The organism is Bacillus inaquosorum (genome assembly GCF_023238325.1).
Taxonomy (GTDB): domain Bacteria; phylum Bacillota; class Bacilli; order Bacillales; family Bacillaceae; genus Bacillus; species Bacillus inaquosorum.
Window position 1 is genome coordinate 1,575,610 of record NZ_CP096592.1, and the last position, 23,846, is coordinate 1,599,455.

General features: G+C 41.5%; 25 protein-coding genes and 1 pseudogene. 18 read left to right on the forward strand and 8 right to left on the reverse strand.

What is annotated here, in order from left to right; all coding sequences use genetic code 11:
• Positions 1 to 86: 86 nt before the first annotated feature.
• Positions 87 to 977, forward strand: a complete 891-nt coding sequence (locus M1M80_RS07770) for a Vgb family protein (protein ID WP_060398513.1) — start codon at positions 87 to 89, stop codon at positions 975 to 977.
• A gap of 522 nt (positions 978 to 1,499) precedes the next feature.
• Here M1M80_RS07770 and M1M80_RS07775 read toward each other — a convergent pair.
• Positions 1,500 to 2,309: a CAP domain-containing protein gene (locus M1M80_RS07775; protein WP_060398514.1), complete on the reverse strand. Its 810-nt coding sequence runs from the start codon at positions 2,307 to 2,309 to the stop codon at positions 1,500 to 1,502.
• Between the two features lie 338 nt (positions 2,310 to 2,647).
• Here M1M80_RS07775 and M1M80_RS07780 point away from each other — a divergent pair, with 338 nt between their 5' ends.
• On the forward strand, positions 2,648 to 4,762 hold the full coding sequence (locus M1M80_RS07780) for a peptidoglycan D,D-transpeptidase FtsI family protein (protein ID WP_060398515.1): 2,115 nt from the start codon (positions 2,648 to 2,650) through the stop codon (positions 4,760 to 4,762).
• A 163-nt stretch (positions 4,763 to 4,925) separates the two neighbouring features.
• On the forward strand, positions 4,926 to 6,758 hold the full coding sequence (gene kinA, locus M1M80_RS07785) for a sporulation histidine kinase KinA (protein ID WP_104010206.1): 1,833 nt from the start codon (positions 4,926 to 4,928) through the stop codon (positions 6,756 to 6,758).
• Here kinA and M1M80_RS07790 read toward each other — a convergent pair.
• Together M1M80_RS07790 and M1M80_RS07795 are read right to left on the reverse strand one after the other, a co-directional pair.
• Positions 6,755 to 7,936, reverse strand: coding sequence for an aminotransferase A (locus tag M1M80_RS07790; RefSeq protein WP_003238945.1), 1,182 nt, complete (start codon positions 7,934 to 7,936; stop codon positions 6,755 to 6,757). The two genes, kinA and M1M80_RS07790, sit on opposite strands and share 4 nt — an antisense overlap.
• A 201-nt stretch (positions 7,937 to 8,137) precedes the next feature.
• Positions 8,138 to 8,299 carry a hypothetical protein gene (locus tag M1M80_RS07795; RefSeq protein ID WP_003238943.1) on the reverse strand — a complete coding sequence of 54 codons (162 nt, stop codon included), beginning with the start codon at positions 8,297 to 8,299 and terminating at the stop codon, positions 8,138 to 8,140.
• Positions 8,300 to 8,505: 206 nt separating this feature from the next.
• On the opposite strand from M1M80_RS07795, the gene cheV reads away from it, so the two are divergent.
• A complete protein-coding gene (gene cheV, locus M1M80_RS07800; RefSeq protein WP_032732103.1) occupies positions 8,506 to 9,417 on the forward strand; it encodes a chemotaxis protein CheV in 912 nt (303 codons plus the stop codon).
• Positions 9,418 to 9,459: 42 nt separating this feature from the next.
• On the opposite strand, the gene M1M80_RS07805 is transcribed toward cheV, so the two are convergent.
• The 4 genes from M1M80_RS07805 to M1M80_RS07820 form a co-directional block, all read right to left on the reverse strand.
• Positions 9,460 to 9,924, reverse strand: coding sequence for a YkyB family protein (locus M1M80_RS07805; protein ID WP_003238939.1), 465 nt, complete (start codon positions 9,922 to 9,924; stop codon positions 9,460 to 9,462).
• A gap of 125 nt (positions 9,925 to 10,049) precedes the next feature.
• Positions 10,050 to 11,342, reverse strand: coding sequence for an MFS transporter (locus M1M80_RS07810; RefSeq protein WP_060398517.1), 1,293 nt, complete (start codon positions 11,340 to 11,342; stop codon positions 10,050 to 10,052).
• Between the two features lie 75 nt (positions 11,343 to 11,417).
• Entirely contained in the window at positions 11,418 to 11,912 is a 495-nt protein-coding gene (locus M1M80_RS07815; protein ID WP_080429098.1) for a L,D-transpeptidase family protein, read from the reverse strand.
• A gap of 56 nt (positions 11,913 to 11,968) precedes the next feature.
• Positions 11,969 to 12,829 (reverse strand): metallophosphoesterase, encoded by an 861-nt coding sequence (locus M1M80_RS07820; RefSeq protein WP_060398519.1) that lies wholly within the window; start codon positions 12,827 to 12,829, stop codon positions 11,969 to 11,971.
• A gap of 142 nt (positions 12,830 to 12,971) precedes the next feature.
• Here M1M80_RS07820 and fadH point away from each other — a divergent pair, with 142 nt between their 5' ends.
• From fadH to M1M80_RS07890, 14 genes and pseudogenes are all read left to right on the forward strand, one after another.
• Positions 12,972 to 13,736 (forward strand): 2,4-dienoyl-CoA reductase, encoded by a 765-nt coding sequence (fadH, locus tag M1M80_RS07825; RefSeq protein WP_060398520.1) that lies wholly within the window; start codon positions 12,972 to 12,974, stop codon positions 13,734 to 13,736.
• Between the two features lie 63 nt (positions 13,737 to 13,799).
• Complete coding sequence (locus tag M1M80_RS07830; protein ID WP_003238927.1) at positions 13,800 to 15,023, forward strand: EAL domain-containing protein; 1,224 nt, start codon at positions 13,800 to 13,802, stop codon at positions 15,021 to 15,023.
• Positions 15,024 to 15,250: 227 nt separating this feature from the next.
• A pseudogene (locus M1M80_RS07835) lies at positions 15,251 to 15,469 on the forward strand (manganese catalase family protein); the annotation flags it as partial.
• Between the two features lie 269 nt (positions 15,470 to 15,738).
• Positions 15,739 to 15,978, forward strand: coding sequence for a YkuJ family protein (locus M1M80_RS07840; protein WP_003218671.1), 240 nt, complete (start codon positions 15,739 to 15,741; stop codon positions 15,976 to 15,978).
• 110 nt (positions 15,979 to 16,088) lie between these two features.
• Complete coding sequence (locus tag M1M80_RS07845; RefSeq protein WP_003218672.1) at positions 16,089 to 16,607, forward strand: ribonuclease H-like YkuK family protein; 519 nt, start codon at positions 16,089 to 16,091, stop codon at positions 16,605 to 16,607.
• Positions 16,608 to 16,740: 133 nt separating this feature from the next.
• The gene (abbA, locus tag M1M80_RS07850) at positions 16,741 to 16,938 is read left to right on the forward strand and encodes an AbrB antirepressor AbbA (protein WP_010886502.1); all 198 of its coding nucleotides are present in this window, start codon (positions 16,741 to 16,743) and stop codon (positions 16,936 to 16,938) included.
• 138 nt (positions 16,939 to 17,076) lie between these two features.
• Positions 17,077 to 17,520 (forward strand): cyclic-di-AMP-binding protein CbpB, encoded by a 444-nt coding sequence (cbpB, locus tag M1M80_RS07855; RefSeq protein WP_003238922.1) that lies wholly within the window; start codon positions 17,077 to 17,079, stop codon positions 17,518 to 17,520.
• Between the two features lie 146 nt (positions 17,521 to 17,666).
• Positions 17,667 to 18,548: a transcriptional regulator CcpC gene (ccpC, locus tag M1M80_RS07860; protein ID WP_003238920.1), complete on the forward strand. Its 882-nt coding sequence runs from the start codon at positions 17,667 to 17,669 to the stop codon at positions 18,546 to 18,548.
• A gap of 110 nt (positions 18,549 to 18,658) precedes the next feature.
• Positions 18,659 to 19,135 (forward strand): flavodoxin, encoded by a 477-nt coding sequence (locus M1M80_RS07865; RefSeq protein ID WP_060398521.1) that lies wholly within the window; start codon positions 18,659 to 18,661, stop codon positions 19,133 to 19,135.
• Entirely contained in the window at positions 19,125 to 20,018 is an 894-nt protein-coding gene (locus tag M1M80_RS07870) for a WD40/YVTN/BNR-like repeat-containing protein (RefSeq protein WP_060398522.1), read from the forward strand. Before M1M80_RS07865 ends, M1M80_RS07870 begins: the two co-directional genes overlap by 11 nt.
• Before the next feature lie 15 nt (positions 20,019 to 20,033).
• Positions 20,034 to 20,489 (forward strand): flavodoxin, encoded by a 456-nt coding sequence (locus tag M1M80_RS07875; RefSeq protein ID WP_003238914.1) that lies wholly within the window; start codon positions 20,034 to 20,036, stop codon positions 20,487 to 20,489.
• 104 nt (positions 20,490 to 20,593) lie between these two features.
• Positions 20,594 to 21,304: a 2,3,4,5-tetrahydropyridine-2,6-dicarboxylate N-acetyltransferase gene (dapD, locus tag M1M80_RS07880; protein WP_060398523.1), complete on the forward strand. Its 711-nt coding sequence runs from the start codon at positions 20,594 to 20,596 to the stop codon at positions 21,302 to 21,304.
• Between the two features lie 69 nt (positions 21,305 to 21,373).
• A complete protein-coding gene (locus M1M80_RS07885) occupies positions 21,374 to 22,498 on the forward strand; it encodes an N-acetyldiaminopimelate deacetylase (protein WP_060398524.1) in 1,125 nt (374 codons plus the stop codon).
• Between the two features lie 60 nt (positions 22,499 to 22,558).
• A complete protein-coding gene (locus tag M1M80_RS07890) occupies positions 22,559 to 22,804 on the forward strand; it encodes a YkuS family protein (RefSeq protein ID WP_003238909.1) in 246 nt (81 codons plus the stop codon).
• Positions 22,805 to 22,840: 36 nt separating this feature from the next.
• On the opposite strand, the gene mscT is transcribed toward M1M80_RS07890, so the two are convergent.
• A complete protein-coding gene (mscT, locus tag M1M80_RS07895; RefSeq protein ID WP_060400020.1) occupies positions 22,841 to 23,644 on the reverse strand; it encodes a small-conductance mechanosensitive channel protein MscT in 804 nt (267 codons plus the stop codon).
• Positions 23,645 to 23,846: the final 202 nt, after the last annotated feature.

Consider the following 23,846-nt stretch of genomic DNA (forward strand, 5'->3'; position numbering starts at 1 on the left):
GGTATGAATGTAAGCATTGCCTCCTATCTCAGAAAAGTGAGTATAGGAGGCTTTTTTTGTAGATTATTATTGATGGGGGAATTGATATGAAGTTTGAACAGCAAGAAATAAATATTCTTCATTCTGATTCAGGTCCCTATGGGATAGCCATTTCACACGAAGGAATGGTATGGTTTACTCAACATAAGGCAAACAAGATAAGTTGTATTGATAAGAAGGGACAAGTTCAAGAGTATACTGTTCCGACACCTGATGCTGGAGTCATGTGTTTAACGGCGTCTTCAAAAGGAGATATTTGGTTTACAGAAAATAGAGCTAATAAGATAGGAAAACTGACAACAAAAGGGCAATTCATAGAATATCCTTTGCCACATCCAAATTCAGCCCCATATGGGATTACGGAAGGTCCAAACGGCGATATCTGGTTTACTGAGATGAATGGAAATCGTATAGGTAAATTGACATCAGAGGGCAAGTTTCATGAATACGAACTGCCTAATGAAGGATCATATCCTTCTTTTATTACGTTGGGTTCGGATCAGTCACTTTGGTTCACTGAAAACCAGAACAATGCTATCGGCAAAATAACCGAATCAGGAGAGTTAACGGAATATCCAATTCCTACACCAGCATCAGGACCAGTAGGGATTACAAAGGGGCATGACGATGCGCTTTGGTTTGTAGAAATCATGGGTAATAAGGTAGGGAAGATTACGGTTTCTGGTGAAATAACTGAATATGACATCCCTACACCAAATGCACGTCCCCACGCTATCGCTGCAGGAGTGAAATCTGATTTATGGTTTACCGAATGGGGGGCAAATAAAATAGGAAGGCTGACAAGTGATCAAACAATTGAAGAATATACAATCAACACACCTAATGCTGAACCTCATGGCATTGGATGCGATAATGATGGAATAGTGTGGTTTGCCTTAGAATGTAACAAATTAGGAAAACTAAAGTTAACAAAATAATGAAAAAGGAGCTATCCTTTGCTCCTTAGGCTGTCGCCGTCGCTTTCGAATCTGATTACGTAATGACTCCCATCTGTAATGGATTATCTGACTGTGATATCTTTGGTGAAAACACTTATAGGCGCTATCATCCTGCCCTGAAGTTTGTTTCCACAATGGAAATTTCATTACGACAGTAAAAAAGACAGGTGCATTTGTCTGAACCAGCACATTTACGCATTCAACAACTGACCGCAAAGGCCATCATGTAAATCACCCCGCATGTATGGAGACAAAATCGTTTGTCTGTTTCAGGGAAAACGGAATGTGAGCGAACAAGTTCTCCTCGCAGCCGCGCACCCGAATATGAAGAAGATTGCCATACACCTAGCCAAGCAGGGTCAGATATGTAGGTGCTTTTTTTCTGTTTCTAGAAACAGATCAATTGGTGTATGAAAATGTATAAATCAAAAAAAGCTTGCAGAAAAAACATGGTTTTTTCTACAAGCTGAAGATTACCTGTATCGTACAGGATATTTTTTATTATTTTCCGATGAATTGCTGTGTCCAGATGCTTCCAGACTCAACGTAGCCTACACCGATGTGAGTAAAGTTAGGGTTTAGAATGTTTTTTCTGTGTCCTTCACTGTTCATCCAAGCTTTTACTACTTCTTCTGGTGTCTTTTGGCCCTTAGCAATGTTTTCACCTGCTGTTTTGTAGCTGATTCCGAAAGATTTCATCATATCAAACGGTGAGCCGTAAGTTGGGCTTTGGTGATCAAAGTAGTTTTTGTCCTTCATGTCCTGAGATTTTGCGCGTGCAGATTTGCTTAACGTTTCATCAATTTGAAGCGGTTTTAAGCCTTGTTTTTGTCTTTCTGCATTAGTAAGCTCAACAACTTTTTTCTCATATGCACTTACAGATGAAGGCGCAGATGTTGTTGTGTTTGTTTTTTCAGCAGCTGCAGGTGCTTTAGAAGCAGCGTTTTGTTCAGTAGCAGCTGGTGCTTTAGAAGCAGTGTTTTTTTCAGCAGCTGTTTTTTCAGCAGTCTTTTGCGCAGGTTTTGCAGTTTCAGTCTTTTGAACATCCTGAATGTTCATGTTAGATTGCTTCGCATATTTTTGAAGAAGCTGCTTGATCTCTTTTTCGTTTGCAGCGTCTAATGTTTTGATATTTGTTTTAATATGCAGTTTTTTCACTGCATCGTTAAGGGGCATGTTTTGCACAGTGTTCCCCGTTTTTACTGTTACCACATGCTGGCAGGAGAGTTCTTTCGCTGATGCTTGCTGTACGCCCCCGAATGTGAATAATCCAACCGCAGCGGCAGCAGATAAAATAAATGCTTTCTTCATTAGTTCATAACCTCCTAGAGTTGTTTGTTTCTACAAAAAAAATCATAACATAGCTTTTTTGTCATAAAGTATCCATCACTTTCCTTTGACAATGAGAGATTGTCATTTTCGTAACCAATATGCGCTGAACCGCTGAGAAGAAGGGAATCAGCTGCATTTCATATTATTATCGTACAGTTACATAGCTTCCTTTTATTTGAATCGTTAGTTATATTTTAATGTGTTTTTATATTGACAGCTTTTTTTATCCCTTTTTGCTGTAACAACTGTTACAAAGGTGTTACAATTAATCTCAGTATATGTAAATATATTGAATGATTTGAGAGGGGTAACCAGAAGTGACTGAAATAGGGCGTGAAACAAAGAAAAAGCGCAAAGGAAACCGGGCAATTAGAATGAACCTTTTTTTCCTTGCTGTCTTTGTTCTATTCACTGCATTAATCTTTAAGCTTGGCGTTGTTCAAATTGTTGAAGGCGAACAGCATGAAGAAGACGCTGAGAAAGCAAATGCAAAAACAGCGTACTATCCCGCGCCGCGAGGAAAGATGTACGACAGAAACCAGAAAGTGGCTGTCGATAACCAAAGTGTGCCTGAAATTGTGTATGTTTCTACATCGAGCACAAAAACAGAAGATAAAATCAAAACAGCGAAGCGTCTGGCTGCTTTAATCCATATTGATACCGAATTTTTAAAGGAAAGAGATTTGCGTGATTACTGGATTGCATCTCATCCGAAAAAAGCCGCCGCTCTGCTTAAGGAATCTGAAAGCAATCTGAAAGGGGCCGAGGCTTACAAGCTTCAAATTGAGCGTGTGCCGAATCAAGAGCTGAAAGCTATTCAGCGAGATGATGAAGAAATGGAAATCGCTGCGATATATACAAGGTTTTCAAGCGGTAATGCTTACGAACCTCAAATCGTAAAGGCGATGAACCCAAATGAAAGCAACAGCAATGGAAAGAACGGAACGCTGCTTGATGAGAAGAAAAGCTCCACGCAACGACCAAAAAATGACTTAACATATGATGAAATTTCAATTGTTTCTGAGCATTTAGAAGAGCTTCCGGGAATCGACATCGTAAACGATTGGACGCGAAAATATCCTTATGACAAAACCCTCTATTCCGTTTTTGGAGGTGTCACGACACCTGATCAGGGCCTGCTGAGCGACCGGAAAGATTTCTACTTAACAAGAGGCTATGCGAATAATGACAGGGTTGGGAAAAGTTATATAGAGTATCAATATGAAGACTACTTAAATTCCCAAAAGGAAAAAGTGCAATATGTAGAAGATAATAAAGGAAATGTCGTCAGCCAAAAAACCATTGATAAAGGCAGCAGGGGATACGATCTTCAGCTTTCTTTTGACATGGAGCTCCAAGCAAAAGTGGAAAAGATCATTGAAGAAGAAGTGAGAAACAGCCGTGCACGTGGGAACTATATGCTTGACAGAGCCTTTGTCGTGATGATGGACCCGAATAACGGCGATATTTTATCGATGGCGGGAAAAAAGATAGATTTAGAAACAAACAAAATTCAAGATTATGCGATAGGGGCATTTACAACCCAATATGAAATGGGTTCAGCAGTAAAGGGTGCCACCGTACTTGCCGGTTATCAGGACGGGATTCCGCATTATAAATATTTTCTCGATGCTCCAATGCTTCTAGGAACAAATCTGATAAAAAAATCTTATACCAATATGGGAACCATTAATGAATTAACCGCTTTGCAAAAAAGTTCTAACGTATATATGTTTAATGTCGCCTTGCATATTGCGGGTGTAACATACAGGCCACATGGGTCTCTCCCGGCTGATCAGCAGGATTTACTGAAAATGAGAAACTATTACAGCCAGTTTGGCCTGGGAGTAAAGACAGGTATTGATCTGCCTCAGGAATCAGCCGGTATGCAAACCACACCTGAAACTGTAGGGGGATTAATTTTAGACTTGTCAATCGGTCAATATGATACATACACACCGCTTCAAATGGCGCAGTACATTTCAGTAATCGCCAATGGAGGCTATCGTGTGCAGCCTAGAATCGTCACTAGTATTCATGAGCCAGGCAGTAAAGACCAGCTTGGTAAGGCAATTGAACATAGAAAACCTAAAGTACTGAATAAGATCAACAATTCAGAGAGTGATTTGAAGCAAGTCCAAACAGGTATGAAATTAGTCACTTCTTCAGGGACAGCTAAAAATACGTTTACAGAAGATGTATCAGGGAAAACGGGAACAGCGGAAACATTTTACTACGGCACGAATCGCAACTGGTGGGGGAAAAAAACATACAATCTGACTTTTGTCGGCTATTACCCGTCGAAAAATCCAAAAGTGGCTTTTAGTGTTGTTGTTCCATCAGTAGATGATGATGATAAGATCAATAAAATTATTGCCAAAAGAGCTATACACGCCTACGCAGAGCTCGAAAAGAAACATAGCAAAAAATAAAAAAGAGGGTGCACATCTGAAAGATTGTGTGCCCTTTCTTTTATTCAAAAATTGACGATCAACATAAGAATAGAAGGAGAATACTCATTTTCTAGCGAATCATACTAGGTAAAAGTCAATCTGTATATATCGAAACACGATGATCATGCAAAGGAGGGATTCTGTGGAACAGGATACGCAGCATGTTAAACCATTTCAAACAAAAACCGATATTCATGCAGTCTTGGCCTCTAATGGACGCATCATTTATATATCTGCCAACTCTAAACTGCATTTGGGCTATCTTCAAGGAGAGATGATTGGATCATTCCTCAAAACGTTTCTGCATGAGGAAGACCAATTTTTAGTTGAAAGCTATTTTTATAATGAACATCATCTGATGCCGTGCACCTTTCGTTTTATTAAAAAAGACCACACGATTGTGTGGGTGGAGGCTGCGGTAGAAATCGTTACGACAAGAGCTGAGCGGACAGAACGGGAAATCATTTTGAAAATGAAGGTTCTTGAAGAAGAAACAGGCCATCAATCCCTAAACTGCGAAAAACATGAAATCGAGCCTGCAAGCCCGGAATCGACTACATATATAACGGATGATTATGAACGGTTAGTTGAAAATCTCCCGAGTCCGCTATGCATCAGTGTCAAAGGCAAGATCGTCTATGTAAACAGCGCGATGCTTTCAATGCTGGGAGCGAAAAGCAAGGATGCTATTATTGGAAAATGGTCCTATGAATTTATTGAAGAAGAATATCATGATATCGTCAGAAACAGGATTATACGAATGCAAAAAGGAATGGAAGTCGGAATGATCGAACAGACGTGGAAAAGGCTTGATGGCACACCTGTTCATTTAGAAGTGAAAGCGTCCCCGACCGTCTACAAAAACCAGCAGGCTGAACTGCTGCTGCTGATCGACATCTCTTCAAGGAAAAAATTCCAAACCATCCTGCAAAAAAGCCGTGAACGATATCAGCTGCTGATTCAAAATTCAATCGATACCATTGCGGTGATTCATAATGGCAAATGGGTATTTATGAATGAGTCGGGAATTTCACTGTTTGAAGCGGCTACCTATGAGGATTTAATTGGCAAAAACATATACGATCAGCTGCATCCTTGCGATCACGAGGATGTAAAAGAGAGAATCCGAAACATCGCCGAGCAAAAAACAGAGTCAGAAATTGTCAAGCAATCCTGGTTCACCTTCCAGAACAGGGTCATCTATACGGAGATGGTCTGCATTCCGACGACCTTTTTTGGTGAAGCGGCTGTCCAAGTCATTCTTCGGGACATTTCAGAGAGAAAACAAACAGAAGAATTGATGCTAAAATCGGAAAAACTATCAATCGCAGGTCAGCTTGCGGCGGGAATCGCCCATGAAATCCGCAACCCGCTGACAGCGATCAAAGGATTTTTGCAGCTGATGAAACCGACGATGGAAGGGAATGACCACTACTTTGAAATTGTATTTTCTGAACTCAGCCGCATCGAATTAATACTCAGTGAACTGCTAATGCTGGCAAAACCCCAGCAAAATGCCGTTAAAGAATATTTGAACTTGAAAAAATTAATTGGTGAGGTATCGGCCCTGTTAGAAACGCAGGCAAATTTGAATGGCATTTTTATCAGAACCAGTTATGAAAAAGACAGCATTTATATAAACGGAGATCAAAACCAATTAAAACAGGTATTCATTAATTTAATTAAAAATGCAGTTGAATCGATGCCTGACGGGGGAACAGTAGACATTATCATAACGGAGGATGAGCATTCTGTTCATGTCACTGTCAAAGATGAAGGGGAAGGCATACCTGAAAAGGTGCTGAACCGGATTGGAGAACCATTTTTAACGACAAAAGAAAAAGGCACGGGGCTTGGACTGATGGTGACATTTAATATTATTGAAAATCATCAGGGAGTCATCCATGTAGACAGCCATCCCGAAAAAGGCACAGCGTTTAAAATTTCATTTCCAAAAAATAAAACAAAGGCTTAAACGCCGTTGTTTATCGTCTGCATTGATTCCCGTTTTTTTAATACAAATAATTCTAAACGGTCCAGGCCTTCTCTTAGCGTGTCCAGCGAGTATGCGAAAGACAGCCTCACATATCCTTCACCATACTTTGAGAACGAGCTGCCCGGCACGAGTGCCACACCAGCATCCTCCAAAAGAGCCATACTAAAATCAAATGAAGACATTCCAAATGATTTAATAGAAGGGAAGATATAAAACGCGCCAGACGGTTTTACAACGTCAAGTCCCATGGAAACAAGACGGTCATACACATAGTCCAGACGTTTTTTGTATTGCTCCCTCATAATCAGGGCGTCATCAAAGCCGTTTGTCACAGCTTCAAGCGCGGCTTTTTGGGAAATCGAAGACGCACATGACACATTGTATTGATGAACCTTTAAAATGTGCTTTGCAATGTCTTTCGGTGCAAATAAAAATCCAATTCTCCATCCGGTCATGCTGTGTGATTTTGACAAGCCGTTAATGACAATCGTTTGATCCCGCAAATGGGTTGCGATAGAGTAATGCGGTCTGTCATATGTTAATTCACTGTATATTTCATCAGACAATACGAATACATTTCTGCCTTTTAAAAGGGCGGCGATGCTTTTCAGCTCTTCTTCAGATAAAGTCACGCCGGTAGGATTTGACGGATAAGGAAGCACCACACACTTGGTGTTAGGAGTCAGAGCATCTTCAATCAGCCGGGCAGTAAGCTTAAAGCCGTGTGACGTAGTATCAACAATGACAGGCTTGGCGCCGCACAAATTGATAATAGGTTCATAGCCTGGATAAATCGGGCCTGGCATAATCACTTCATCACCGGGAGATAAAATTGTCCGGAATGCAGCATCAATGGCTTGGCTTGCGCCTGTTGTGATGATGATTTCAGATTCAGCATCATAGTTGAAATCCGCCTTTTTCTTCATATAAAGCTGCACAGCTTGTCTCAGCTCGAGGTAGCCGGCGTTCGGCGTATATGACGTCACGTTTTCATCAATGGCTTTTTTTGCGGCAGCTTTCACGTGATGCGGCGTGAAAAAATCAGGCTGGCCGATTGTAAGTGAAATGACATCTTCGTGTTGAGCTACAAGATTTGAGAATTTGCGTATTCCTGAAATTTCAATCTCTCTTGCTTTCGGATTCAGCAAATGTTCCATAATTCATCACCTTAACAAATATAATGAGTTTATCCTATTTTACCACTAGCTGATCATTTGTCACCTGTTTAGCCGATATATTTCGATTGTATGCGCCTATTTTCTAAACATACCTTTCTTTTCAGAAAAAAAGAAGACAACCAGCGATTTGATTGTCTTTATTGTATCATGTTCTATTATTGTTTATATGTGCCAATTTCATTAATAACCATAATCAAAATGAAGGTCTTCGTGCCAAATCATATACGGGGGATGCTCTTCTTGAAGGTCAGCTGATTCTTTCTTCATATGCAGATAAGTCTCTTCACTGATATCTTCTAAAACAGTCATTTCATTTTCTTTAAATATTACTAAGGTACCCATTATTTACACCCTTCTTTGGAAAAATCCTTGACTATTTTATCACTGTTAGTTGGAAAGTCAATGGTTATTAGGAAAAAAGTTTCTTTTTTTGAGAATCGCGGCGTAACGCTCCCAGAATCCGATTTTGAAGTGCCATGCCATTCACTTTTTACAATTTACGCCGATATATACAGTACAATACTGAATGCGAATAGCGAGGGATTGAATTGTCGTTACAACAATACGAAATTTTATTGGATTCTGGTACAAATGAATTAGAAATTGTGAAGTTTGGCGTGGGCGATAATGCTTTCGGAATTAACGTCATGAAGGTAAGGGAAATTATTCAGCCAGTCGAGGTGACATCAGTGCCTCACTCCCATCAGCATGTAGAAGGAATGATTAAGCTCAGAGGAGAAATTCTTCCTGTGATCAGCCTCTTCTCATTTTTTGGAGTTGAGCCTGACGGATCAAAAGACGAGAAATATATCGTGACTGAATTTAATAAACGGAAAATTGTTTTTCATGTCGGATCTGTTTCTCAAATTCACCGAGTGTCTTGGGAATCAATTGAAAAGCCGACATCGTTAAATCAAGGAATGGAGCGGCACCTTACCGGAATTATTAAGCTCGAAGACCTGATGATCTTTTTGCCTGACTATGAAAAAATTATTTATGACATCGAATCAGACTCAGGTGTGGAAACGTACAATATGCATACCGAGGGCTTCGATGAAAGAAGAACTGATAAAAAGCTTATCATTGTAGAGGACTCACCGCTCTTGATGCGCCTCTTGCAGGATGAATTAAAAGAAGCAGGGTACAACAATATCTCTTCGTTTGAAAACGGAAAAGAGGCATATGACTACATTATGAACCTTGCTGAAAACGAAACTGATTTATCAAAACAGATTGATATGATCATCACTGATATTGAAATGCCAAAAATGGACGGGCACAGGCTCACAAAGCTCCTGAAGGAAAATCCGAAAAGCTCAGACGTGCCGGTTATGATTTTCTCATCATTAATTACGGATGATTTGCGTCACCGCGGAGAAGTCGTTGGCGCAGATGAGCAAATCAGCAAGCCTGAGATCAGTGATTTGATTAAAAAAGTGGATACGTATGTGATTGAATAAATAAAAACAGCCGGTGCCTGAAGGGGCACGGCTGTTTTTATTTTAAAAGTAACTCTCGCCAAGTTTTTTAAAGACAGGTTTATGATAAGCTGGCTGCTGGCGATTTGGCACAAGCGGCTTTTCTTTCATGCCGACATATTCTTGCAATAGGTGTTTCGCTTTTGTTAAAGACATATGAGCTTTAGGATTTCGGTACGATTGATTAAGTGTACCTAAATGCGGAAGATGTTCGAAGTCTTCTTTAGTTGGAGGCATGTGAAAATAGTAGTCTCCGATTGAGATAAGCACGTCCGATTGCTGTTGGCTGAACCTTGGATTTTTTGAAAAATGAAGCCCTATTTTCTTTCCTTTACCTTCTTTGACAAGCTTTTGCAAAGCCCGTTTTTTCAGCAGATATAGGTATTTAGGGTTGGGGGCGGTTTTTGCATGGCGGTTCACAGTGTAAACTGCTTTTGAAAGATTTTCTACGGTTGGCTGCAGATCTTTCGTATATGCATGGTCGTCCATTATTTCTCTCCTTTGCTCTTATCAAATTCTATATGATTAGATTATACTTTTTTAAAGTTGAAATGCAAATATTGAATGTAAAAATGCGCTTTTTTCTGAGAAAAAAAGCGCATTTTTAACGTATATTATACAGATCTTACTTTCTTCTTCGGCTGCTCTTGAAATGCTTCCTGAACATTCACTTCCGCAGCCTGTGCACTGTATTTTGGCAGTGCAACAAAATAAAAAATAAAAACAAGCAGGATGATAACGCCCATGCCGTAATAAAGATAATCAATGTTTGAAACGAACTTAGGGAATAACAGCGCAACTAAGCCGAGTGTCAAAGACTGTGCAAACATCATAAAAGGGTCCTGCAAGCCGCTTACACGTCCCATCAGCTTTGGATGAACAATCTTTGGCATCCATCCTCCGATTGCAATGTTGATCGGTCCGATGCACATTCCCAGGGCAAAAGCTGCCGCGTAATACACCCATAAAACATTCGTGTAGCCGAGGACGAAAATCAGCAAGCCTGCAATGAAAATCGGTATCGACATTAAAAAGTGCGGCTTCACTTTTTTAGAGATGATCGTGCCGATTACACTTCCAGCCAGCAGCCCAAACCCGAGTGCGATCGTAAATACAGATGTATGCCACTCATAACGGTCAGGCGCCAATCCGTATTTCATTGTAAACATCGGCAATACTGCGAATCCTCCGTTGACAAATCCAAATATGAAGAAACCGAAAATAAGAGATGCCAGCAGTTTGTTTTTTAAAATATAGAGAATGCCTTCCCTAAAATCATTTATTGAATCTTTAACAGAAGCTTTTCTCCAGCTGAATGCACCGTTTGGCTGTCGGGCTTCTTTCGGAATCCGGCAGCTGCGGATCAGCAGCCCGGAAATGATAAAGCTGACAAAATCAAGAATAATGGCGCCTTCAATTCCGATTGTGTTGTACATAACAGCGCCTATTCCGACTCCGAACACCATAAAAATACTAAAAAGCATCTGGTTAAGCCCTGCTGCTTTCGCATAATGCTCCTTCGGCAAGATGGCTTGTACCAAACTGTTCTCTGCCGGAAAGAAAAACTTCGTTACAGCGCTTCTGACAAATAAAATACAGAAAACAAGAGGAATATTGCCGGTAAATAAAGTGAAAAAAAGAACGACAGTCAGGCCGGCTCTGATCCAATCACAGTTTTCCGCGACCTTTTTTCTGTCAAAACGGTCCGCGACGACTCCCACGATCAGAAATACAAATACGGTAGGAAGAGAATACATCAGCTCCGCCAAGGTCGTATATGAAGGCTGGCTGCTGAAGCGGTCCAGCAAGAAAAAAGCAAATGCCATGTTGCCTACTGTCGTGCCCATTTGAGAAGCGAGTGCTGCGAAAAATAGACGAACAAAATTACGATTTTTAAATATATCCATAAAAACGCTCCTTACCCTAAAGGTCCCACTTTATCATATTATAAACCGCCTGTTTTTGAAACAAATAAGAAAACATTACCGGTTAATGGTGACTCTTGTTCCGTTTGGCACAATTGAAGCGAGTTCGATCACGTCTTTGTTATGCATGCGAATGCAGCCTTTAGAAACAGCCTTGCCAATCGAAGCGGGATTATTCGTCCCGTGTATTCCGTAGTGCTGCTTTGAAAGGCTTAGCCAATAAGCGCCAAATGGGCCCCCGGGATTGGGCTGGCGGTTAATAATGTAAAACTCGCCAGTGGGCGTTTGCGTCAGTATTTTACCTACGGCGATGGGATAGGTTTTCATTACCCGATTATTTTGGAACAGCGTAAGGGTCTTCGCTCCGATTGAGACTGAGATATGATACGGAATCGTATTGGGGTCTGGCAGACCGGGTATGACAATGCGTTGTCCCGCAGTGATCCCTGCCTGCAGTGACGGATTAGCCTGTATTAATGCAGCGGTGCTGATTCTGAAATCAGCTGCGATGCTGTTCAGTGTATCACCTTGCTTCACCTGGTACGTAAGCAGTTTCCTCACCCTCTCTTTTTACTTATAAGTATTGATGAGGAGCCCATCCTGCTACATTAATTTGTGCTTTTTAAGGTAAAGACAGTGATTTCAGGTTTGGCCAGAAACCGTAAAGGCAGTCTGGTCATCCCGAGGCCGCGGTTTACGTAAATATGAGTGCTGCCTGTTTGATACATTCCCTCTGTGTAGACATTTCCATATGGAGGCGTAATAATCGGTCCGTAAAAAGGCAGCTGAATCTGGCCGCCGTGTGTATGGCCGGAAAGCTGAAGATTCACCGGATAGCCAGTTGTGTTCAAGGCTGCATCAGGTTCATGGACGAGCAGAATGGAAAAAAGTCTGTCGCTTAGCCTTGATAGGATGCCTTCATAATCTGGGTTTCCGAGCATTAAGTCATCAAGAAATGCAATCTCGATTTCACTGCCATCTGTGAGCGACAATGTTTGATAGCCATTGCGGTGTACCGTAAAACCGCCGGCTGTCATCAGGCTTTTGTATACGGCAGTTCCATAGCCTCCGTGATCATGATTGCCGTAAATACAAAGCTTGCCGAAGGGCGCATTCAGTTTTTTCAATAATGGAATCACTGCCTGGTGTTGCAGATACGTATCAGGATTATCGATGATATCACCGGTAAAAACAATGAGATCAGGTTTACATTCATTAATTGTCAGAATGACAGTTTTTAAGTCTTCAAGAGTAAAATAATCACTCAAGTGCGTATCACTGAACTGCACGATTTTAAAACCGTCAAATCCATGCGGGATGAGAGAGCTTTTTATTGTGTGTTCGGTTGTCTCAATCATATGCGGCTCCAGGTATCTGGCATAGCCGTATCCTCCGCCGGCCGTTAAAGCCCCGGCGGCAAGAGCGCCGAACATTCCTTTTAAAAATTGCCTTCTGGACATCTTTTTCATTTCAAACCAACCTTTAATAGAGTTTTTCTATTATATCATCTGTATCTTAAAAAAATCTCATGTCAGCATGTACTGACAGAAGCAGGCATATAATGATAGAATAATATTGAATGAATACTCATTCATAACAGGAGGGAGAATCATGGAAAAAAAGGCGGTTATCATTACTGGCGGGTCAAGCGGCATGGGAAAAGCAATGGCAAAAAAACAGGCTGAATTAGGCTGGTACGTCATGGTGACAGGGCGGAACCAGGAAGCACTTGAGGAAACGAAAAGAGAAATTGAGACCTTTGAGGGGCAGGTCGCATGTTTTCAAATGGATGTCCGTTCTGATTCGGCCGCTTCAGAAATGATTACAGAAGCGATAAAAGCCTTTGGCCGGCTTGACGCGCTGATTAACAATGCGGCCGGAAACTTTATTTGTCCGGCAGAAAAGCTGACGCCCAATGGATGGAAAGCCGTCATTGAGATTGTTTTAAACGGCACATTCTTTTGCAGCCAAGCCGCGGCAAAGCATTGGATCGAGCAGCAGAAGAAGGGTGTCATTTTAAATATGGCCGCCACATACGCTTGGGGAGCAGGAGCGGGGGTCGTTCATTCCGCTGCGGCTAAAGCAGGGGTATTGTCACTGACAAGAACGCTGGCCGTTGAGTGGGGAAGCCAATACGGAATCCGAACAAACGCCATCGCACCCGGCCCAATTGAACGAACAGGAGGTGCGGAAAAGCTTTTTGAATCGGAAAAAGCGATGGCCCGCACAATGAACAGTGTACCGCTGGGCCGGCTGGGCACGCCGGAGGAAATCGCTTCTTTGGCCGCGTTTTTGCTTTCTGACGAAGCATCCTATATAAACGGGGATTGTATCACAATGGATGGGGGGCAATGGCTGAATCCTTATCCGTTTTAAAGCATATTAATCTATGGATTCAATGTGGTATAATCAGACAAAGATAGAGAAGCAGGTGATAACATGTTGGATCCACTTGATATTTTAACGAACATTGATGATGTCCTTCCATATTACCAGGCGATTTTCAGTGCCGAGGAACAGAAGATCGTCGGATATGAGGTGCTCGGACGAATTTTGGCAGATTCAGAAATCCAAAGTCTCGGGCCTTTCTTTTTAGATGCAGGGATACCCGAAGAATATAAACTAGAGGTTGATAACAGAATTATCCGCCAGGCTCTGGACCGCTTTTTAGAAGCGGATTCTGATCTGCTGATTTTTATGAATCAGGATGCCAATCTCCTAATGCTTGATCATGGTGAAAGCTTTCTGGAGCTTCTGAAAGAATATGAAGCAAAGGGAATCGAACTCCATCGGTTTGTGCTTGAAATTACAGAGCACAATTTTGAAGGGGATATTGAGCAGCTCTACCATATGCTTGCCTACTATCGTACATACGGAATTAAAATCGCAGTTGATAACATCGGAAAAGAAAGCAGCAACTTGGACAGAATCGCACTGCTCTCACCAGATCTGTTGAAAATCGATTTACAGGCGCTGAAAGTATCACAGCCATCACCGTCATATGAGCATGTGCTGTACAGCATATCTTTATTAGCGAGAAAAATCGGTGCGGCGCTGCTGTATGAAGACATTGAGGCGAACTTCCAGCTTCAATACGCTTGGAGAAACGGCGGCCGCTATTTTCAGGGCTATTACTTGGTGTCTCCGTCTGAAACGTTTCTAGAGAGAGATGTATTGAAACAAAGACTTAAAACTGAATTTCATCAATTTATCACACATGAGAAAAAGAAGCTTGAAACCGTCTATGAGCACTCTGAACAGTTTTACAAACGAGTGCATCAGGCTGTGACGTCTTTGCGAAAAAACAATCTATCTTCTGATGATGACTTTATTAAAAAGCTGGCGGAAGAGCTGACAGATTGCAGCTTTAGAATTTACATGTGTGATGAAGAAGGCGATCAGCTGACGGGAAATGTGTTTAAACAAGATGGAGAATGGGTGTACCAGCCGGAATATGCGGAAAAGAACTGGAGCTGGCGACCTTATTTTCTGGAGAACATTATGAGGATGAGAAATCTCAGAAAAGGATTTTTCAGTGATTTGTACAGTGATTTGGAAACAGGTGAAATGATTAGAACGTTTTCGTATCCGATGGATGATCAGATGTATTTATTTATAGACTTGCCTTATTCTTATTTATATGAACAGGATGGACTGATTTAAGCGGCTGAATGGCCGTTTTTTTTATATGAATTGAAAAAAATATCAAAAAACGATTGACATTGATACTGAGAATCATTATCATTTAATTATAGAGAGAAGCTACTCTCTGTTCCCCAACCCCTCTATCAGATCAAGATCCGGAAAAGCTTGGCGCTACCCCCGCCAAGTTTTTTTATTTGCCAAAGCATAAGACAATCTAACGAAACAATAAACCTTACTAGTGGAAAATGTTCTGGGAGGAACAAAAATGTTCTTTCAGCGTGCGAACACCCCGACTCAATGCAGCAGCGGCCGTGCAAGAGCTATTAGGCGGCAAATTCGGCAAGAAGTCCACTCTGATCATTACATATTCCAATCGTTTAATTTACGAAGCAAGAACAACATGAAAACCGCTTTGCGATCTCGTATCCAATATGACTGCTGAGAAGTTTAGCCACGTGGAACTTCACCAGGAATTTCAAAAAAAATTTGCTGAAATTGCAAAAAAGCTTCTTGATTCTGCGGGCATATGAAAAAAAACATAATTGTGTGCATGACATTCCAAAAAAAGCCTCAAACTAATTAAAAATAGTTTTTTCACATTTTTTCTTTTCTTAAATTTCAGCAGTGAAAATGCCATCCTGTACGACTTTATGGTATGATGCTCAATAGAACTTGTATTATAATAAATACTTGTTGATTTGAAGTTGCTTTTTGAAAGGAGTCTTTTTTTAGAATGTCACAATTAATGGGTATCATCACACGGCTGCAAAGTCTGCAAGAAACAGCGGAAGCGGCTAACGAGCCAATGCAGCGTTATTTCGAAGTAAATGGTGAGAAAATATGCAGTGTTAAATATTTCGAAAAAAATCAAACGTTTGAGCTGACGGTTTTCCAAAAAGGTGAAAAACCTAACACATATCCGTTTGATAATATCGACATGGTTTCCATCGAAATCTTTGAACTTCTTCAGTAAGATTCCTGATATAGGGTGAACAAGCTTCCGCTTTTGCAAAAAGTAATCGCAATAAACGATAAGGAACATACTTGTTTCATGGTTGTAAATCCTTGAAAAGGAGTGTCGTCATGGCTGATTCTTTTCTGTTTTATAATCTTTCAGAAGCACAGATGACCTTTCAAGATGTGATGGAACGGCTTAAAGCCTTTGTTCGAAAGGACCCCCGTTCTTCCTATGTGTTATCGATCGGAACCGATTCACAGGTCTACCGCGATTACACAAAGTTTATTACCGCATTGCATTTGCATCGTACAGGCAAGGGAGCTTGGGGCTGCTTGAAAAATCATACAGTCGACAGACCCATACATAGCCTTCGGGAGAAGATTTCGTTAGAAACGGCGTACAGCCAAGAAACGGCCGCTCATATTCTTGATGGGCACTTAATGGATATTACCGATCTGCTCCTGCCCTTTACCGGTGAGGGGGCGGATCTTACCTTTGAGGTTCATTTGGATATTGGGAAAAAAGGACTTACAAAAGAACTGATCCAAGAAATGACAGGACGTATCACTTCCATGGGGATTGAGGCGAAAATAAAGCCGGATTCATACACTGCCTTCAGCTATGCAAATCGTTTCACAAAATAATTCCGGCTGAAAAGCCAAGGGAAATGTCGAATTATGCGGTTGACGTTTGTTTTCTGATTACTTATTCTAGCGGTAGAGCTGAAAGTAAGTTGTCTTGCTTTCAGAGGTATTCAGTATAAAACAGGGGGCCTGATTGCGAATGAGTCTTATCGGTGAACGATTTACAGAAGAAGAACAAAAACTTCTGCTGAATATCCTGATCAACCATGAATATGCCATCGAGCTTTTAAGCAGTGAGATCAACGATATAGAGACAGGAACCAAAAACGTTGACGGAACCACCTACAAAAAACTTGTAACGCTATACGACCGATTTCGATTTGAAAATTAATGGAGCACCCTATAATTGATACTCGCCCAAAGAGTATCTTTTTTATTGAAAGGAAACTTTTCGACAAATACTGATAAAGTTTATATTATTGTAATATAGGGAATGTATTGTTGATGAAAATGAAAAGGGGTCGAAAACATGATAAGCTTACAATCAGACCAGCTTCTTGAGGCAACAGTCGGACAATTTATGATTGAGGCGGACAAAGTAGCGCACGTTCAAGTCGGCAATAACCTTGAGCACGCATTATTAGTGCTGACAAAAACCGGATACACAGCCATTCCAGTTCTTGATGCTTCCTATCGTTTACATGGTTTAATCGGTACAAATATGATCATGAACAGCATTTTCGGGCTTGAGCGAATTGAATTTGAAAAGCTTGACCAGATTACTGTCGAGGAAGTCATGGTCACCGATATTCCGCGTCTTCATATAAATGATCCAATTATGAAGGGGTTCGGCATGGTCATTAATAACGGATTTGTCTGTGTTGAAAATGATGAGCAGGTGTTTGAAGGAATTTTTACGAGAAGAGTGGTTTTAAAGGAATTGAATAAGCACATACGCTCATTAAACAAGTAGGCTTTACGGCCTATTTTTATTATATTGGCAGAGCAACTAAGAAAGCGCATACATAATTTAAACCAGAATAGGGCTTGAATCAGAAACAAAGATTTTATTAGAATGGGAGATAAGAAAAACTTATTGATCATAAAAAGGAGGACGACATGCAGCTTCAAGAGCTTCATATGCTCGTAGTTTTAGCTGAGGAGTTAAATATGAGAAAGGCGGCGGAACGGCTTTTTGTATCTCAGCCGGCTTTATCTCAGCGCTTACAAACAATTGAAAAGGCGTGGGGCACAAAAATCTTTTTAAGATCCCAAAAAGGATTAACGGTAACGCCGGCCGGTGAGAAAATCATCCAGTTTGCGAATGATGTGACGTTAGAGCAGGAAAGAATAAGAGAAAATATTGATGAGCTTGAAGGTGAAATTCACGGCACATTGAAGCTTGCCGTCGCCTCCATAATCGGCCAGCATTGGCTCCCTAAAGTCCTGAAGACGTATGTGGAAAAGTATCCGAATGCAAAGGTCTCGCTTATTACCGGCTGGAGCAGCGAAATGCTGAAAAGCTTATATGAGGATCAGGTTCATATCGGCATTATAAGAGGCAACCCTGAGTGGAAGGGCCGTAAAGATTACTTAATGACAGATCACCTTTATTTAGTGGACACTGAAATTTCCTGCATCGAAGACATTGCCCATACAGAACGGCCGTTTATCCAATTTAAAAGCGACAGCACTTATTTTCAGGAAATTCAGCACTGGTGGCATCAAAAATTTAAAACGTCTCCAAAACAGACAATATTGGTTGATCAGATTGAAACGTGCAAACAGATGGCGTTGCACGGAATTGGTTATGCCATTTTGCCGTCTGTTACCCTGCAAAACGAAGATAAAGTCAACAAAATGCCTCTGTTAGACACGAAGGAGCAACCAATCGGACGGGATACATGGCTATTAGGCTATGAACCTGCCTTTGAGCTGAAGCAAGTTCAAGCTTTTGTACAAGTGATAAAGGATATGCTGGATCAGGAAAATCCATTTTAAAGACAGCGATATGCTGTCTTTTTTTATTTATATATTGACAATGAAAATCATTATCATTTAAAGTGATACATATGATATTGAAAATCATTATCAATTGATGAGGTGATAACATGGCTAAAGCCTTGATTACATATGCCAGCATGTCAGGAAATACAGAAGACATTGCTGCAATTATAAAAGAAACGCTTCAGGAATATGAGTTGGATATCGATTGTGTCGAGATAGATGATGCGGATGTGTCTGTTCTGACATCCTATGATTATGTGCTGATTGGCACGTATACATGGGGCGACGGCGATTTGCCTTACGAAGCGGAGGATTTTTTTGATGAGGTCAAACAGCTTCAGCTTAATGGCTTAAAAACAGCCTGCTTCGGATCTGGTGATTATTCTTATCCAAAGTTTTGTGAAGCGGTCAATTTGTTCAGTGACATGCTGCAAGAGGCGGGAGCTGCTGTTTACCAGGAAACATTAAAAATCGAACTGGCGCCTGAGACAGATGAAGATGTAGATAGCTGCCGAGCGTTTGCGAGAGGTTTTCTTGCATGGGCAGATTATATGAACAAGGAAAAAAGCCATGTTTCATAAAGGAGCGACTGCTGTCACGGCGTCGGCATTTTCTGGTTATTTTGTGGCGGTACAAAGAGAAGGCATTTTTCATTATTCCTTGGAGCAGGGCTGGAGAAAGCTTTTTCGTTTGAAAAGCAAAATTCATTGCATCAGTTACATAGGGCCGTACTTATTTGGCGTAGGTGAAAAGGGAACGGTCATTCGATCGTCTGACGAAGGGAAAACCTGGACGATGTCTAGCTTTCCGACAAATGCAACAGTGTGGGCGATTACCGGGCGAAACGACGGGTTTGTCTGCGCCCACGGCAAGCATTGCATTTATGTATCGGATGATTTTGGGGTTTCGTGGCGTGTAGCCAAGCCTTTTGCGGATTTTGATAACCCGCCTGTTATCCGTTCGTTATGCCTGCACGGCGGCAGCCTTTTCATCGGCACACAAATACACGAATATTTTGGAGGCATTTGGGCTTACGACTTTAAACGTGACACTGTCCAAATCGTTAAGAAAGAGGAAAGCCGGATGACGGCATCCATGCTCGTGTTCAATGAAAATTGGCTGGTGGCGGCGATGGGTTCTGTGAAAGGAAAGCACGGTGCTGTCACTGTTAGGAATATTTTGACTGACGAAGAATTCACCATACAATCCAGCATGATCAGAAAAGAAGAATCATTTCTTGATATTTCAGAGGATGATGGAATCATATATGTTACCACCACGCAAGATGAAAATGGTTATTCGAGAATTTACCAGGCTGATCTCGAAGCCAGGGCGTTAAAATGGTTCGATACCATTAAAGGGCATGGGTGGAGAGTGGCCAATCAGAAAGAGAATTTCTTTTGTGCAGGCTTGTATGAATGTAAATTTGTCCAACCGTACGAAGTTTCAGCAATGATTCATTAGAGGAGGAAAATAGAATTGGGGAAGATATTGCTCGTTTATGCAACAATGTCAGGCAACACTGAAGCAATGGCTGATTTGATTGAAAAGGGGCTTCAGGAGGCGGAAGCGGAAGCAGACCGTTTCGAAGCGATGGATATTGATGATGCACAGCTGTTTAACGACTATGATCATATCATTATGGGAACCTATACGTGGGGTGACGGAGATCTGCCTGATGAATTTTTAGACCTTGCTGAAGACATGGATGAGATTGATTTCTCCGGCAAAACATGCGCTGTATTCGGTTCCGGTGATACAGCATATGAATTTTTCTGCGGAGCGGTTGATACGCTTGAAGCAAAAATAAAAGAACGCGGAGGCGAAATTGTTCTGCCTTCGGTAAAAATCGAAAATAATCCAGAAGGTGAAGAAGAGGAAGAATTAATGGAGTTCGGGAGACAATTCGCAAAGAAAAGCGGATGCGCTGTCTGATCACCCAATGGGAACTGCTAAAGCGGCTGTTCCTTTTTTTCTTGTCTTTGTATCTTTCCTTTGATACAGTAATGAGGTAGAAAATCAGGAGGAGGACTTTACATATGAAAATGATGGACGCAAATGAAATTATTTCATTTATTCAAAATAGTACAAAATCTACACCTGTAAAGGTTTACGTGAAAGGTGAGCTGGAAGGAATCAATTTCGGCGAATCTGCGAAAGCTTTTATCAACGGAAACACTGGTGTCGTTTTCGGTGAATGGAGCGAAATCCAAACAGCAATTGAAGAAAATCAAAGCAAAATCGAAGACTATGTGGTTGAAAATGACCGCCGCAATTCTGCGATTCCAACGCTTGATCTTAAAAATATCAAAGCGCGTATCGAGCCGGGCGCGATCATCCGCGACCAAGTTGAAATCGGTGATAACGCAGTCATCATGATGGGTGCTTCTATCAATATCGGCTCAGTCATCGGCGAAGGTACAATGATTGATATGAACGTTGTACTGGGCGGACGAGCTACTGTTGGTAAAAACTGCCATATCGGCGCGGGTTCTGTACTTGCGGGCGTTATTGAGCCGCCATCCGCTAAACCGGTTGTCATTGAAGACGACGTTGTGATCGGCGCAAATGCCGTTGTACTTGAAGGCGTAACAGTAGGTAAAGGAGCCGTTGTTGCTGCGGGAGCGATCGTAGTAAACGATGTTGAGCCATACACTGTTGTTGCAGGAACACCTGCTAAAAAAATCAAAGAAATTGATGAGAAAACAAAAGGCAAAACTGAAATCAAGCAGGAATTACGCCAGCTGTAAGGAATGATTTGATAAAAAGGGCGTGGATAATATATCCACGCCTTATTCGTATAGGCAGGAGGAATGAAAATGAAGAAAGAGGAGCTCATCGCAATCCGCAGAGATCTGCACCGTATACCGGAGCTTGGATTTCAGGAGTTCAAAACCCAACAGTATTTATTAAATGTCTTGGAACAGTACCCGCAAGACAGAATTGAAATTGAGAAATGGCGAACAGGGCTTTTTGTAAAGGTGAACGGGACGGCGCCGAAAAAAATGCTGGCGTACAGAGCGGATATCGACGCACTTTCCATTGAAGAGCAGACCGGTCTTCCATTCGCATCAGAGCATCACGGCAACATGCACGCCTGCGGACACGATTTGCATATGACGATTGCACTCGGCATTATTGACCATTTTGTTCACCACCCGGTCAAACATGATTTGCTTTTTCTGTTCCAGCCGGCAGAGGAAGGGCCTGGCGGTGCAGAACCAATGCTCGAGAGCGATGTATTAAAAAAGTGGCAGCCTGATTTCATCACTGCGCTGCATATTGCTCCAGAGTTGCCTGTAGGCACCATCTCGACAAAAAGCGGCCTCCTTTTTGCGAATACATCAGAGCTTGTCATCGATCTGGAAGGCAAAGGGGGACATGCAGCCTATCCGCATTTGGCTGAGGACATGGTTGTAGCAGCAAGCACACTTGTCACCCAGCTGCAAACGATCATCTCTAGAAACACAGATCCGCTGGACAGTGCCGTCATTACAGTTGGTACCATTACCGGCGGTTCAGCGCAAAATATCATCGCGCAAACAGCTCACCTGGAAGGCACGATCCGTACGCTTTCTGAAGAATCGATGAAGCAGGTAAAGGAACGGATTGAAGATTTGGTAAAAGGAATCGAAATTGGGTTCCGCTGCAAAGGAAAAGTGACATATCCGTCTGTGTATCACCAAGTTTACAATACGAGCGGACTGACAGAAGAATTTATGTCTTTCGTTGCTGAACATCAACTGGCAACAGTAATTGAAGCAAAAGAAGCAATGACTGGAGAGGATTTTGGCTACATGCTGAAAAAATATCCCGGCTTCATGTTTTGGCTCGGCGCTGATTCTGAACACGGGCTTCATCACGCAAAGCTGAATCCTGATGAAAATGCGATAGAAACAGCGGTTAACGTCATGACAGGTTATTTTTCTGTTTATGCCAATTAAGTACAAATGAAAGAATAAAATTCCATAAAATGAGCACTCTAGTAAACGGAGGTGTTCAATATGGCTAAAAAAATAGGAATTGAACAATCGTTATCAGATGTAGAAGCTGCATTAAAAGAAAAAGGATATGACGTTGTAATGATGAAAAGCCCTGCCGATGCAAAAGGCTGTGACTGCTGTGTCGTAACAGGTCTTGATAATAATGTGCAAGGGATAGCCGATACGGTAACACAAGCACCTGTCATTACAGCTTCCGGGATGACTGCTGAAGAAATTTGCAGCGAAGTTGAAAGCAGAATTCAGTAAAATAAAAACCGAAGCAAAGAGCTTCGGTTCTTTTATTTATTCTGTTTCTTTAGGAAAAGCGCGGTCAAGCGCGTTTTTTATTTCTTTTCTCAGCACTCGCTCGACCTGCCACTGTTCCATATTTTCTGTTTTGGCGATGATTCTGATCACAATTTCAGAGGTTCCCAGTTCTTGAATTCCGATGACATTGGGGCCTTCTTTTATTTGCGGGAGAGCGGCTGCCGTTTCATCACATACTTGCTGTAAAATGTGGATCATTTCATCAATGTTTCTTTCAGTCGGCACTTTAATATCAACCAGAGCCTGCATTGTTCCCCGAGAATGATTGCTCACGTTTGTAATGTTTCTGTTTGGGATGTAATGCAGTGTTCCGTCAAAGCTGCGGACTTGAGTTGTTCTTAAGCCAACCTGCTCGACAATTCCGTTAAAGGTGGAAACGGTAATATAATCTCCGACATCCAATTGTTTTTCAAGCAGAATAAAAAAACCTGTCACGATGTCGCTGACAAGCCCTTGGGCGCCAAATCCGACAGCCAGTCCGACGATTCCTGCTCCCGCTAAAAGGGCGCTTGGATCGTAATGAAACAGATCCAGAACCATGACGAAGAATATAAAAATCAGTATGTAAGCAAATATGTTAAGAGTCAGGCTTCGGAGCGTATGTGCACGTCCGATAGACAAGCTGTTCTGCTCCTCGAATTTTGCAAACAGATGTTTAATGATTTTCATGCCTAATGATCGAACGATAAAATAGAGCAATATCATAATGACGAGTTTAATGAGCAGAACACCTGCATTTGTAATCAGTCCCGCCCAATCGTATTGTTTAATAAAATCCATGTTGGTGCTCCTTTTCTGAATTGATTGCTGCACGTTGAGATTTGTTACCCTATACATGAACATGTTAAACGTTTTATTTGAAAATGTCGAAGCCAAAGACATGCAAGATTTGTTAAAAATTGACTCGGGAAATCTCCTCCTATATAATGGGCATTGTGATGTTATTAACGTAATATGGATAAAAATCCTTTATTTTCATGCG

What these genes read in the sequence shown, in the direction of transcription:
- M1M80_RS07795 (WP_003238943.1), bottom strand. Translation starts at nt 8,299, where the DNA reads ATGGGTACCTTAGTAATATTTAAAGAAAATGAAATGACTGTTTTAGAA.
- M1M80_RS07840 (WP_003218671.1), top strand. Translation starts at nt 15,739, where the DNA reads ATGTCACAATTAATGGGTATCATCACACGGCTGCAAAGTCTGCAAGAA.
- M1M80_RS07845 (WP_003218672.1), top strand. Translation starts at nt 16,089, where the DNA reads ATGGCTGATTCTTTTCTGTTTTATAATCTTTCAGAAGCACAGATGACC.
- mscT (WP_060400020.1), bottom strand. Translation starts at nt 23,644, where the DNA reads ATGGATTTTATTAAACAATACGATTGGGCGGGACTGATTACAAATGCA.
- M1M80_RS07805 (WP_003238939.1), bottom strand. Translation starts at nt 9,924, where the DNA reads ATGGACGACCATGCATATACGAAAGATCTGCAGCCAACCGTAGAAAAT.
- M1M80_RS07820 (WP_060398519.1), bottom strand. Translation starts at nt 12,829, where the DNA reads ATGAAAAAGATGTCCAGAAGGCAATTTTTAAAAGGAATGTTCGGCGCT.
- fadH (WP_060398520.1), top strand. Translation starts at nt 12,972, where the DNA reads ATGGAAAAAAAGGCGGTTATCATTACTGGCGGGTCAAGCGGCATGGGA.
- M1M80_RS07770 (WP_060398513.1), top strand. Translation starts at nt 87, where the DNA reads ATGAAGTTTGAACAGCAAGAAATAAATATTCTTCATTCTGATTCAGGT.
- M1M80_RS07890 (WP_003238909.1), top strand. Translation starts at nt 22,559, where the DNA reads ATGGCTAAAAAAATAGGAATTGAACAATCGTTATCAGATGTAGAAGCT.
- M1M80_RS07865 (WP_060398521.1), top strand. Translation starts at nt 18,659, where the DNA reads ATGGCTAAAGCCTTGATTACATATGCCAGCATGTCAGGAAATACAGAA.
- M1M80_RS07830 (WP_003238927.1), top strand. Translation starts at nt 13,800, where the DNA reads ATGTTGGATCCACTTGATATTTTAACGAACATTGATGATGTCCTTCCA.
- cbpB (WP_003238922.1), top strand. Translation starts at nt 17,077, where the DNA reads ATGATAAGCTTACAATCAGACCAGCTTCTTGAGGCAACAGTCGGACAA.
- ccpC (WP_003238920.1), top strand. Translation starts at nt 17,667, where the DNA reads ATGCAGCTTCAAGAGCTTCATATGCTCGTAGTTTTAGCTGAGGAGTTA.
- M1M80_RS07790 (WP_003238945.1), bottom strand. Translation starts at nt 7,936, where the DNA reads ATGGAACATTTGCTGAATCCGAAAGCAAGAGAGATTGAAATTTCAGGA.
- M1M80_RS07885 (WP_060398524.1), top strand. Translation starts at nt 21,374, where the DNA reads ATGAAGAAAGAGGAGCTCATCGCAATCCGCAGAGATCTGCACCGTATA.
- M1M80_RS07870 (WP_060398522.1), top strand. Translation starts at nt 19,125, where the DNA reads ATGTTTCATAAAGGAGCGACTGCTGTCACGGCGTCGGCATTTTCTGGT.
- M1M80_RS07810 (WP_060398517.1), bottom strand. Translation starts at nt 11,342, where the DNA reads ATGGATATATTTAAAAATCGTAATTTTGTTCGTCTATTTTTCGCAGCA.
- dapD (WP_060398523.1), top strand. Translation starts at nt 20,594, where the DNA reads ATGAAAATGATGGACGCAAATGAAATTATTTCATTTATTCAAAATAGT.
- M1M80_RS07775 (WP_060398514.1), bottom strand. Translation starts at nt 2,309, where the DNA reads ATGAAGAAAGCATTTATTTTATCTGCTGCCGCTGCGGTTGGATTATTC.